Raw genomic sequence first — 11,935 nt, 5'->3', positions numbered from 1 at the left:
GGGCGCGCTTCAGAGGGTCGCCGTCGGGATCGGGGCCGGGGCGGCGACCGGGGTCACGTCGCCGGTCTTGAGCAACTGGCCGGCGAAGTCGTCGGCATAGGCGACGGCCAGCAGCGAGCGGAAGCCGGTGACGGGAATGGCGATCTCATAACCGCCCTCGGCGTAGGGCCCCACCTGATACGCCCCGATGAAGAAGATCAGGCCGGCGGCCTTGCCGTTCACGGTTCCGGGGGCGAGGACGAAGGCGGTGTCGGCGGCGCGGGGGCACGACGCGCCGGGAGGTCCGCCGAGGGGGACCGAGGCGCTGTCGGGCACGCGGGCCCGCTTGGCGGCGTTGATGGCCGAGCACAGGGCCTGGTCGAGGATGGTCAGGTCGGCGTTCTTGCGGAACAGGTCGGCGAGGCCGAGCCGCCGCTTCAGCGCCTTGTCCCACAGGATGCCGCTGGTCAGGGTGTTCGGATGGGCGCCGCCCGAATAGTCGAAATCGACCCGTTTGAGGCTGAACAGCTTGCCGGTCTCGAGGGCGGCGGTGACGGTGATGGTCTTCTCGAACTTGGGCCGGTCGGTGTCGGCCCCGGCCTCGGTCAGCTCGCCCTGGGCGCCTTCGGTGAACTGGCGCAGCTGTCGCACCTCCTCGGCATAGAGGCGGGCGTGAAGATCGGTCTGGGGACGGATAGCGTCGGGCAGGGTCAGGCGGACGTCGGCGTAAGGGGTCTTGGACACGAAATTCATCGGCGCGGCCGCGTCGGCCGGGGTGATGGCCGCCGTCTGACCCGGCGTGGCGGGGGCATCGCGGGGCGGGGGCTCGCGGTCGCGGTTGCAGGCGGACAGGCCGGCCGCGAGGACGGCGGTCAGCATCAGGGCGCGCGCCCGGGTCAAGCCCGAGGGTGACGACGCGGCCTTGGCGGGGACGGGCATGCGGGTCTCCTTCAGAACGGCCATGATACAGCGCCGAGAATGATGGCGGAAAGCAGAATGAAGCCCGCGTCGCGGTTCGAGCGGAACAGTCGCAGGGCCAGGGCGGGGTTGTCGGGGCGGACGTCCCTCGCCTGACGGAACAGATGGGCGGCGAAGGGCAGCAGGGCGACGTAGAAGAAGGGGCCGAGGCCGGCGGTCAGGCCGGCGGCGACGGTCAGAAGCACGGTCACCCCATAGAAGACGCCGACGCCGCGCTGGACGTTGGCGCCGAGGCGGCGGGCCGAGGATTTGACCCCGACCATGGCGTCGTCCTCGATGTCCTGCAGGGCGTAGATGGTGTCGTAGCCGAGGGTCCAGAAGACGGCTCCGAGATAGAGGAGGAGGGCGGGGAGGGTAATGTGGCCGTGCTCGGCCATATCCCGCGACATTCCTATGAGATCGCCTTGGGCCTGAAGCGACCACACGATCAGCCAGCCACCTGTGAAGAGCCCGCCTGTTGCGGCCGTAAACCCCATCAGGACGCCCCAGTTGAAGGTCAGGCCCAGCCAGGCCTGAGGCCACCAGGTGATGCGCTTCATGAAGGGATAGACGGCGACGAGGGCCAAGGAAGCCACGCCGAGCAGGACGGCGGTCAGGTTCAGGGTCAGCAGGATCAGCAGGCTGATCAGGCTGCATCCCACCACGAAGGCCCAGGCCTGTTTCACCGAAATCCGGCCGGAGGGAATGGGCCGCAGAGCCGTGCGCGCCACCTTCGCGTCGATGTCGCGGTCGACGATGTCGTTGAAGGCGCAGCCCGCCGCCCGCATCAGACAGGCGCCGAGGGCGAAGCCGAGGAACAGCCAGACGTCATACAGGTCTGGCGTTCTGCGGTACTGGGCGAGCGCGAGGGCGATACCGTGCCAGCCCGGCAGCAGCAGCAGCCAGATGCCGATCGGGCGGTCGAACCGGCCGAGCTTGAGCCACGGCTTGAGGCCTTCCGGCGCGTGACGGTCGACCCAGTTCGTCAGGGCGTCGGGAAGCGGGGCGGAAGTCATGGACCGGAGATAGCCTTTCGGAGAGTAGGGGTGAAGACGTGCGTCATCGCCGCTTCGGGCGAAGCGGTTGAGATGGGAAGGGCCGGCGGAGCGCCGGGCGCGAAGCCCGGAGACCGTTGGGAGACTGTGTTTCGGCTTCGCGACGTCGCTCCGCACGGAATGTCTGACCGGGAGCTGTCGGCCTGAAAGGCAGTGGTGAACTCCCTCAGGACCAGCGGCGCTGTTGACGCCTTGCCGACATGGCCTCCGGCGGGCAGGTCGGAGCCTTGCGAACCGTTCGTCCGGGCGGCTCCGCCGCCCGTTCCTCCACCCCGGAACGGCGCGGGTTCCCTGCCCGTCGCCCTTGACGCTCGGCCTATGCTCGCCCCACGGGGGCTCGCGACTTGAGGCCGGGCTGTGGCGGCCTACGCTCGCCGCTTGAGGCCCGAGGGCGCTCTGCGATCCGCTGTGCGTTGAGGTCAACCCCCTCCCGCTCATCCCGTTTCCGCCGCGACAAGATCGCAAGGCCCTGCGCCCTTCCCTGCGACGGAACGGGGAGGATTATGGAAGCGGGGCTTTCTATGGCGGGCTGGGGACGCTGTATTTTTTGGAAGCGGAACGGAATCAGAGGGTTGGCGGCGCGGAATATGCTGACGATCGGCGGATTGTGAGCAGTCCAAGCCGCCCCCAACTGCTATCGTCATGCCGGCGAAGGCCGGAACCCAGCGGCGCCACAGGCGAAATGGTTCAGCCGTCCGTGCCCGCCACAGGTTCGCGCTATCGCGCGCCGCTGGGTTCCGGGTCTACGGCTCGCTTCGCTCGCCTTCGCCCGGAATGACGATAGCCCTAGTGTGAGGACCGTGGTGGCGAAGATCTCATATCGAAAGCCGTCGCGCGATCAGGCCGGACAGGGGCGGCAGTTCGTCCGGCCGGGCGCCGTCGAGATGGACCGACTCCAGGGGGGCCAAGCCGCTGTCCGGAACCCACTGCACAATCTGGCGCCCGAGGTTGAAGACACAGATCAGGGCGTCTTCGCCGTCGGTACGCTCAAAGGCGAGGATCGGCGCGGGGGCCTCGAGGAAGCGCAAGGATCCGAGGCGAAGGGCCGGTTCGGTCTTGCGCAGGGCGATCAGGCGGCGGGTCAGATTGAGCATGGAGGCCGGATCAGCGTTCTGACTATCGACGGCCAGCGGCGGATGGCGGGGATCGACCGGCAGCCACGGCTCGACGGTGGAGAAGCCGGCGTGGGGCGCATCGGCCCGCCACGGCATGGGGGTGCGGGCGCCGTCCCGGCCGAGAGTCTCGGGCCAGTTGGCGATGGCTTCGGGATCGACCAGCCGGTCGAAGGGGACGTCAGCCTGCGGCAGGCCCAGCTCCTCGCCCTGGTAGACGAAGACGTTGCCGCGCAGGGCCATCAGCAGGAGCATGGCCATGCGGGCGAAGCGGTCGGGGTCGCGCCCCTCGCTCCAGCGCGAGACGGCGCGCGGGGCGTCGTGGTTGCTGAAGGCCCAGGAGGGCCAGCCCTGGCCGGGACGTCCATCCCACGCCGCATTGGCGCGGCGCACCAGACCGGGGGTCAGGGCGTCGGCATAGAGATAGGCGAAGCCGTAGGCGCTGTTCAGGTGGCGGTCGTCGGCGGTGAAGGCCTGCATCTCGGGTTCGGCGGCGTCGCCGACGACCTCGGCGACGCTGAACCGGCCGGGGTAGAGGTCCATCAGGGCGCGGACGCGGGCGAGGAAGTCGGGGATTTGCGGCTGGGACTGGTTGTGGACCTTGGACTGGAAATCAAACGGCCGGGTGCGTTTGCCGCCGGGGGGCGCCGGCGGATTGTCGCGGAGCCCAGGGTCATGCATGGCGAAATTGATGGCGTCGAAGCGGAAGCCGTCGACGCCGCGATCGAGCCAGAAGCGGGCGGCGTCCAGCAGGGCGTCCTGGACCTCGATGCTGTGCAGGTTCAGCTGCGGCTGTTCCGGCAGGAAATTATGCATGTAGTACTGGCCGCGGCGGGCGTCCCAGGTCCAGGCGGGGCCGGCGAAGACGGACTGCCAGTTGTTCGGCGGGGAGCCGTCGGATTTCGCATCAGCCCAGACGTACCAGTGGGCCCTGGCGTTCGTGCGGGACTGGCGGCTGTCCTTGAACCAGCCGTGCTGGTCAGAGGTGTGGGCCAGGACGAGATCGGTGATGATCCGGAGGCCCAGCGCATGCGCTCGGGCGATCAGGCGGTCGAAATCGGCCAGGGTTCCGAAGACCGGATCGACGTCGCAATAGTCGGCGACGTCATAGCCGAAATCCTTCATCGGCGAGGTGAAGAAGGGGCTGAGCCAGACCGCGTCGACGCCGAGCGAGGCGATGTGGTCGAGGTGCTCCGTGATCCCCGCCAGGTCGCCGACGCCGTCGCCGTTCGCATCGGCGAAGCTGCGCGGATAGACCTGATAGATGACGGCGCCCCGCCACCAGTCGGCAGAGGAAACGGTTGGCGGGTCTGGAACCTTGTCGGTCACACGCGGCCTTCTGATGCGATACATCGCCGGGGGATGCGTCGGGACTTTGCAACGCCCGATCGCCGGGCGATAGGTGGACGGATGGCGGAGCCCGAAGGATGATCGATACGATGAGGCGAGCCGGACTGCTGGGGTTGCTGCTGGCCCTGATCGCGGGATCGGCCTGGGCCGAGGTGACCCTGACCTTCTACGCTCATCCCGGAGCGAGGGTGCGGGACGGAAATCTGCTCTTCCCCCATGCCTTTTTGCAGGCCACAGGCACATTGGACGAGACGGGCGAGACCGTGGACTGGGCCGCCGGTTTCACCGCCCGCAATCCCGGACCGCATCTGTTGTTCGCCCGCGGGGACGGCGTGGTCGAGCTTCCGAACCCCCGCTATGTCGGGGAAGGCAAACCCTATCTGAGACTGACGGTCAGCGACGCGGATTATCGCGCAGTGCGGGCCCGTGCCGACTGGTGGAACACTCCGGAAGGCTGGATGTATGACCTGCGGCGGCGCAACTGCATCACCTTCATCGCCGATCTGGCCCGCGTGGCCGGACTGCAGACGGCCGCCGAGCCGTCGATGAAGCCGGGCACGTTTCTGGAAGCGACCGCGGCGCTTAATCCGCAGGCGGCGTGGCGGGAGGACCGGGTCGTCCCCGAGGCGACGCCGGCCGGCGTCACGGAACCAGCGGCTGTCCCGACGCCCGGCGGTCGCTGATCTCAGCCTGAACCTGTTCCAGGGCGCGGGCGCGGGCCTCGGCCGAGGGGTGTCCCCACTGCGGATAGCGGACGCGCCAGTCGAAGGCTCCGAACCGCCGCCAGAAGGCGGGACCGATTGAACTGTCGAACCCGGCCCGGGCAGCGAGATAAAGGCCGACGCGATCCGCCTGCCGCTCGGCCCCGCCCGCCGTGCCGGACAGGGCCGGCACGGTCTGGGTCTGGCGGCCCCGCGTCTCGGCCTCATGCCAGCCCCGGTGTCTGAGGACGTGGTGAGCCAGTTCATGCCCGAGCACGAGGGCGAGCTCGTCGTCGGTCGCGGTGAAACCGGCCATGGCGGTGGTGATGAACAGGCGTTTCCCGTCCGCCCTGGCGTTGAGTTCGTCGGATGGATCCAGCTGGACGTCGTAGCCGCAGGCGCGTTGCGGCGTGATCCGGGCGGTGTGGTCGTTTCCGTCCCGGCGGAACCCGATCTCGATCGGCCCGGCGGCCAGGGCGAGGTCCAACCGCTGGATATTGGCCTCAACGCCTTCATAGGCCGCCGCCCGGCGGGGGGCGCCACGCGTCAGGGCTTCGCCGTTGACGCTGAGAAGAAGATCGCCCCGGCGCAGGCCGGCAAGGTCGGCCGCGGACCCTTGCGGAACCGCCAGCAGGCCGGGCAGGTCTCCGTCCAGTCCGAACCGGGTCTCGGCGTAGGGGCGCAGTTCGGGGCTGTACTGGCTCGCGGCGTGCAGCAGCCAGCCGGCCGAATTCCGCACCGCCGGGCAGAGCTCTGCATTGGCCCCTGAAAGGCGATAGCCGACCCGCGCGACCCGCTGGTCCAGATCCGTCAAGGCGATCAGCCGCTGCTCCGCAGGGGCCGCAATCTCCAGACCCGCCAGCGCCACAGGAAGCTTTGAGCCGCATGCGGACAGGGCTGTGGTCAGGAGCAGGAAGGCCGCGACGAGGGCGGGGGGGCGGTTCAACATGGCCGCACCATGCGTCGGGGTCCCTGGCGTGCCAAGTCTGAAACGGGGATGAACGTTGCGTCCCGCGGGAGTTCAGGGACGTATCACCATACGATAGAGGACGACCCGACCCGCGACCAAGGAATAACAGCGTGAAACGTGCGACAACCTCTAAGTGTATCCCGGAATGTTTATTACACCATGATTGCATTAAGCTTGTCGTTTCGGCAGGTAGCGTTACGGTGGTCGTCTCCAATAGTTCATCGACGACGGTGGCCCCATGTTCTTCGACTTGATCAGCAACCGCTCCAGCGGCGACTCCAGCGCCTCTCTTGAGGCGTTTGAAGGTTTTACAGGCCAGACCCAGCGGTTCGCAGGTGTCGGCGAGGCGGTGGAGCCGGTGGAGAACGCCTCGTTCGGGGCCATCGCCAGCTATCAGGTGTGCGCCTGCTGCGCGCGCTTCCATGGCCCGACGACCGAAGGCGCCGGCGGGCCGCTCTTCGGCCTGAACGCCGATGATCGCGGCGTGTTCGGTCCAAACGGGAAGCCTTCGCTGAGCTCAACCGACGCCGGCGCCCAGATCACCCGCGCGAACCAGAGCTGGGCCACGGCACTCGGCACAGCCGCGACCGTGACCTACGCCTTCCGTGACTCGATCACGACCATGCCGACCGATACAGCCGGCTTTTCGCAGTTCAACGCCGCACAGATCGCCGCGGGCGTTCTGGCGTTCGCCGCCTGGTCTGATGTGGCGAACGTCACCTTCCAGCGCGTGCAGAACGCCGGCAGCGAGTTTTCGAACAACGCCACCATCCTGCTTGGCAACTACAGTTCCGGTCAGGAGGGCGCGGCAGCCTTCGCCTATCTGCCCGGCGGCATGCCCGGCGCGACCGGCTCCAGTCAGACCCAGGGCGATGTGTGGATCAACAGTTCGCTGTCCAACAACGCCACGCCGGTTCAACAGGGCTACGGCCAACTGACGCTGCTGCATGAGATCGGCCACGCCATCGGCCTGAGCCACCCGGCACCCTACAACGCCAGCGCCGGCGGCGGCATCACCTATGCCGGCAGCGCCATCTATTACGAGGACTCTCTCCAGTATTCGGTGATGAGCTACTTCAACGAGGTGAATACCGGCGCCGATTTCCGCACCAACGGCGCGGGGTCGAGGCGCTATGCGTCCGCGCCCTTGCTGGACGACATCTCGGCGGCCCAGCGCCTGTACGGCGCCAACATGTCGACCCGTACGGGCGACACCACCTACGGCTTCAACTCGAACGCCGGCCAGGTGTGGTTCAACGCAAACACCGCGCTCAGCGCCCTGATCTTCTGCGCCTGGGACGCCGGGGGAACGGACACGTTCGATTTCTCGGGCTATTCCAACAACGGCCAGATCATCGACCTGCGCCAAGGATCCTTCTCCAGCGTCGGCGGCCTGATCGGCAACGTCTCGATCGCCATCGGTGCGGTGATCGAGAACGCCATAGGCGGTAGCGGTTCGGACACCTTCCGCGGCAACTCGGCCAATAACCGCTTCACCCCGAACGCCGGTACGGATGTGGTAGACGGCGGTCTCGGGATCGATACGGTCGTGTTCTCGGGCGCGCGCGCCGCCTACACCATCACCTGGACCGGACAGACCGGCACGGTCGTCGGCAACGGCCAGAATGTGACCGTGACCAATGTCGAGTCCCTGCAGTTCACGGACCAGACCATAGCGGCGACCCCGACGGGCGGCCTGGTGGTCGGCGGCGACATCACCGATGAGACCATTACCGGGACGGCGCTGGCGGACGTTATCGGCGGTCTGGGCGGCGTCGACACCATCGATGGCCTGGCCGGGAATGACAATCTGAACGGCGGCTCCGGCAATGACACGCTGAACGGCGGCGACGGCGACGACATCCTGATCGGCGCCTTGGGCAATGATGCGCTCAACGGCGGAGCCGGCAACGACACGGCCGACTATGTCGGGGCGGGGGCCGGGGTGACCGTCAACCTGACTACCGGTTCCTCCGGCGGCGGCGGCGGCGTCGATACCCTGTCCGGCGTCGAGAATGTGACCGGAACCGCCTATGCCGACACCCTGACGGGCGATGCGAACGCCAATGTCCTGCGCGGCGGCGGCGACATCGACACTCTCAGCGGCGGCGGCGGCGGCGACGAACTCTACGCCGGCGCGCCCGGCGAGAGCGGCGGAGCTCCGGATGTCGTCAAGGCCCAGAGCTCGGCCAACGGCAGCATCGCCACGGCGGTTTCCCTGACCGGCGCCTTCGATCTGCGCGCCGACTCGACCGTCGCCAGTTCGACCACCATCCCGCACGCGACCGTGGTGGCCACGACCCACGGCGGCGTCGAATACTACGCCATCACCGTGACCGCAGGCGAGACGGTGACCTTCGATATCGACAACGCGAGCTTTGACAGCACCCTGCGTCTGATGACCGCCGCGGGCGACGAGCTGGCCAACAATGACGATAGTGCTTCAGACGGCGGCTCGGCCACAGATTCGATGTTGACCCACACCTTCGCTACCGCCGGGACCTACTATGTCCAGGTCGCACAGTGGCTGACCAATGTCGGTGCGACCTTCACTTCCGGTCCCCCGGCGGCGGGAGGGACCTACCGGCTGAATGTCTCCAGCCCCAGCCAGACTCCCGTGCCGATCACGCTGCTCGGCTCGACCCTGAACGGGGACGCCGGCGCCGACCGGCTCAACGGCGGAACCGGGGCTGACACGCTGAACGGCGGCGCGGACAACGACACCCTGACCGGCGGCAGCGGCAACGACACGATCAACGGCGGAGACGGTACGGATACGGCTGTCTATTCCGGCAACCGCGCGGCCTACACCATTAGCGCCTCGGGCGGCGTGACCACGGTGGCCGGTCCGGACGGGACCGACACCGTTAGCAACGTTGAGCGGTTGCAGTTCGCCGACGGGCTGTTCGATGCGGCGGGCGCGCCCCTGACGGGTGGTGTGATCAACGGCACGTCCGGGGCTGACACGCTGAACGGTACTCCCGGTGCGGACGTGATCAACGGCCTCGCAGGGGATGATGTCATCGACGGCGGGGACGGCGATGACGCCCTCGCGGCAGGTCTCGGCAACGACACGGTGCACGGCGGCGTCGGCAATGACGTGATTTCGGGCGACGGCGGCTCGGATGTGCTGCACGGCGACGACGGCGATGACGCCTTCCTGTTCGCCGTGGGCGAGCCGGGCGGCTCGACCCAGGCGTTTGGCGGCGCGGGAACGGATACGGTCATCCTGCGCGGTGGTGGGGCGAGCATCGACCTGACCACCAACGGCGGCTCGGCGGGCGGGGTGGCGATCAGCGTCAACTCGATCGAGAACGTCCAGTTCGACGGCTCGGTAGACTCCGGCGGCGGCGCGCGGCTGGCCTATGGCAACGAGGCCAACAATGCGATCGTGGCGCTGGGCATTCTCGCGGGGGTGACCTTCGAGGGTCGGGGCGGAGACGACCTGCTGATCGGCGGATCAGGAGCCGACACCCTGCGGGGCGGCGACGGCAACGACAACATCAACGGCGCGGATGGCAACGACACCATCGAAGGCGGCATTGGCGCGGACCATCTGCTCGGCGGCCTCGGGGCTGACTGGATTTATGGCGGGACCGGCAATGATGTCATCTCGGGCGACGGCGGTTCGGACATTCTGTTGGGCGAAGATGGCGACGACGCCTTCCTGTTCGCCGTCGGCGAGCCGGGCGGCTCGACCCAAGTGTACGGCGGCGCGGGCACGGATACCATCATCCTCCGCGGCGGCGGGGCCAGTATCGACCTGACCATCAACGGCGGCTCCGCCGGCGCGGTGGCGATCAGCGTTAACTCGATCGAGAACGTGCAGTTCGACGGCTCGGTCGAAGCCGGCGGCGGGGCCCGGCTGGCCTATGGCAGCGCCGGTGCCAACGCCATTGTGGCGCTGGGTATTCTGGCGCCGGTGACCTTCGAGGGCCGCGGCGGCGACGACCTGCTGGTCGGCGGCGAGGGGGCTGATTTCCTGTCAGGCGGCGACGACAACGACATCATCAAGGGCAATGGCGGCGACGACGTCATCGACGGTGGCACGGGAACGGATCTCGTGGAGTTGCGGGGCCTGGCGGCTGACTACACCATCACGGCGGTCGTTGGCGGGTACCGGGTGACGGACGCGGTCACCGGGCGAGACGGATCGGACCTGTTGAGCGGGATCGAGACCCTGCGCTTTAGCGACGGCTCGACGGTCGCTCTGCCCGCCGCGGCCCCGGCCGCGCCGCAGGTTCTGCCGGCGCTGGCTGCTGACAAGACTGTCACCGGACCCGAGATTCTACCCGGCACCACCGGCGACAAGGCCGGGATGGACGGACCCCAGACGTTGTCCGGCATCGACGACGGGTTCCCGGCTCTGGTGCGCGACTGGCTGACGGCGACTGACTTCGCGCCGCGCGACGGCGACATGGCGCAGACCCTCTCCGTGTTCGCCGACTTGCCGGCGGACGATGGCTATCTGTTCGCGACGGTGAACGACGGGGGCTCGCCCCAGGTTCTGCCAGCCATGGACGACGGGTTCGTCTTTACCGGCAAGTTCGACGACCTGCCGCCTGTCATGCCGGCCTCGACAGGCGACTTCGACACCGGTCTGTCGTCCATCACGGAGCTGGAGCTCACCCGCGAACTGCTGATGACCATGGCCCACGAAAACCCGCTGCACCTTGGCGTCTCCGGAGACAGCCTGACACTGGCCGACGACTGGTCCGGGATCGCCTCGCCATCCAGGAATGATGTCTGGGGGTAAGGAGCGTCCCGCGGAGTTTGCAGGCGGCCTGGACCATGCGATTTCCGCGGTCCGGGCTTGTTCCGGAGGATGGCAGCAGACCCGGCAAGGATTGTATTGGGTTGACCTGTGCCGCTGACTGTTGAATGTCCGCCAGCAATGTCGTGCGCAATCAGCGCGTAGGCATCTGGTGGCCGCGTGAAATCGCTACGACCAGTGTGAGGATTACCGTTGAATCTCGTTGAGCGCGATATGCTTGAGTTGCTCCGGCGCGGCCGCGGGGACCATGGGGTGGTCGCCGTAAAGGCTGAGTTCGAGGCCGAGGGCGCCCGGCCCGACGAGTTTCTCCGGCTCCTGGAGATCGCGCGCAAGGCTGACCTGAAGGTCGCGCTCAAGATCGGGGGCTGCGAGGCCGTGAGCGATCTGTTGGCAAGCCGCCTGTACGGGGTCGACTACGTCATCGCGCCCATGGTGGAGACGCCCTACGCGCTGTCGAAATTCATCGAGGCGAAGGACAAGACGTACAACGCCGAAGATCAGTCCGAGACCTCGTTCCTCTTCAATCTCGAAACCGAAACGACCCTGCGGAACCTCGACGTGATGGCGCGGGACGCCAAGGGCCATCTGGACGGGATCGTCTTCGGCAGGGTCGACTTTACCCTCTCCTGTGGCCTGCCCCGAGGCGACATCGATACGCGGGGGGTCACGGATGCGGCTCTTCAGGTGGCGCAGGTGGCGCGGGACCTTGATCTGGAGCTGGTGGTCGGCGGGTCGGTATCGACGGGCAGTCTGCCTGCCCTTCGTGAAATACGCGCCGTCCGGCTGGATCGCTTCGAGACCAGAAAGGTCATTTTCGACGGCGAGGCTGTCACCCGGCCGAACGTCGCCGTAGGGATTGAGACTGCGGTGCTGTTCGAACTGGCCTGGCTGAAGAACAAGCGCGACTACTACGGCTTGATCGCCGAGGAAGACGCCGCGCGGATCACGATGATTGAGCGCCGCCTCGCCTCGAATGATCGGGAGCGGATCGCGGGCTGACGGCGACGATCGGACGCCGCCTTGCTCGAGGGAGAGAT

At 67.7% G+C, this 11,935-nt stretch carries 7 protein-coding genes; 3 read left to right on the top strand and 4 right to left on the bottom strand.

From position 1 onward, the window contains the following. Positions 1-9 precede the first annotated feature (9 nt). The 3 genes from Q8K49_RS05445 to Q8K49_RS05435 form a co-directional block, all read right to left on the bottom strand. Complete coding sequence (locus tag Q8K49_RS05445; protein ID WP_305304649.1) at positions 10-942, bottom strand: DUF3298 and DUF4163 domain-containing protein; 933 nt, start codon at positions 940-942, stop codon at positions 10-12. Further along, positions 930-1,952: a UbiA family prenyltransferase gene (locus Q8K49_RS05440; protein ID WP_305304648.1), complete on the bottom strand. Its 1,023-nt coding sequence runs from the start codon at positions 1,950-1,952 to the stop codon at positions 930-932. Before Q8K49_RS05440 ends, Q8K49_RS05445 begins: the two co-directional genes overlap by 13 nt. A gap of 854 nt (positions 1,953-2,806) precedes the next feature. Beyond that, on the bottom strand, positions 2,807-4,456 hold the full coding sequence (locus Q8K49_RS05435) for an alpha-glucosidase (protein ID WP_370867733.1): 1,650 nt from the start codon (positions 4,454-4,456) through the stop codon (positions 2,807-2,809). A gap of 74 nt (positions 4,457-4,530) precedes the next feature. On the opposite strand from Q8K49_RS05435, the gene Q8K49_RS05430 reads away from it, so the two are divergent. Continuing rightward, on the top strand, positions 4,531-5,136 hold the full coding sequence (locus tag Q8K49_RS05430) for a hypothetical protein (protein ID WP_305304644.1): 606 nt from the start codon (positions 4,531-4,533) through the stop codon (positions 5,134-5,136). On the opposite strand, the gene Q8K49_RS05425 is transcribed toward Q8K49_RS05430, so the two are convergent. Continuing rightward, on the bottom strand, positions 5,096-6,103 hold the full coding sequence (locus Q8K49_RS05425; RefSeq protein WP_305304643.1) for a M48 family metallopeptidase: 1,008 nt from the start codon (positions 6,101-6,103) through the stop codon (positions 5,096-5,098). The genes Q8K49_RS05430 and Q8K49_RS05425 overlap by 41 nt on opposite strands. A gap of 259 nt (positions 6,104-6,362) precedes the next feature. Between Q8K49_RS05425 and Q8K49_RS05420 the strand changes: the two genes are divergently transcribed. Together Q8K49_RS05420 and Q8K49_RS05415 are read left to right on the top strand one after the other, a co-directional pair. After that, positions 6,363-10,880 (top strand): M10 family metallopeptidase C-terminal domain-containing protein, encoded by a 4,518-nt coding sequence (locus Q8K49_RS05420; RefSeq protein WP_305304642.1) that lies wholly within the window; start codon positions 6,363-6,365, stop codon positions 10,878-10,880. Positions 10,881-11,111: 231 nt separating this feature from the next. After that, the gene (locus Q8K49_RS05415; protein WP_305304640.1) at positions 11,112-11,897 is read left to right on the top strand and encodes an aldolase/citrate lyase family protein; all 786 of its coding nucleotides are present in this window, start codon (positions 11,112-11,114) and stop codon (positions 11,895-11,897) included. Positions 11,898-11,935 lie beyond the last annotated feature (38 nt).

Source organism: Brevundimonas sp. (assembly GCF_030682035.1).
In the GTDB taxonomy this organism is placed as follows: Bacteria; Pseudomonadota; Alphaproteobacteria; order Caulobacterales; family Caulobacteraceae; genus Brevundimonas.
The sequence above is the reverse complement of the archived record's forward strand: the minus strand, read 5'-3'. Positions and strand labels throughout refer to the sequence as shown.

Excerpts from the sequence above, each read along its gene's own strand:
- Q8K49_RS05445 (WP_305304649.1), bottom strand. The coding sequence starts at position 942 with ATGGCCGTTCTGAAGGAGACCCGCATGCCCGTCCCCGCCAAGGCCGCG.
- Q8K49_RS05440 (WP_305304648.1), bottom strand. The coding sequence starts at position 1,952 with ATGACTTCCGCCCCGCTTCCCGACGCCCTGACGAACTGGGTCGACCGT.
- Q8K49_RS05435 (WP_370867733.1), bottom strand. The coding sequence starts at position 4,456 with ATGTATCGCATCAGAAGGCCGCGTGTGACCGACAAGGTTCCAGACCCG.
- Q8K49_RS05430 (WP_305304644.1), top strand. The coding sequence starts at position 4,531 with ATGATCGATACGATGAGGCGAGCCGGACTGCTGGGGTTGCTGCTGGCC.
- Q8K49_RS05425 (WP_305304643.1), bottom strand. The coding sequence starts at position 6,103 with ATGTTGAACCGCCCCCCCGCCCTCGTCGCGGCCTTCCTGCTCCTGACC.
- Q8K49_RS05420 (WP_305304642.1), top strand. The coding sequence starts at position 6,363 with ATGTTCTTCGACTTGATCAGCAACCGCTCCAGCGGCGACTCCAGCGCC.
- Q8K49_RS05415 (WP_305304640.1), top strand. The coding sequence starts at position 11,112 with ATGCTTGAGTTGCTCCGGCGCGGCCGCGGGGACCATGGGGTGGTCGCC.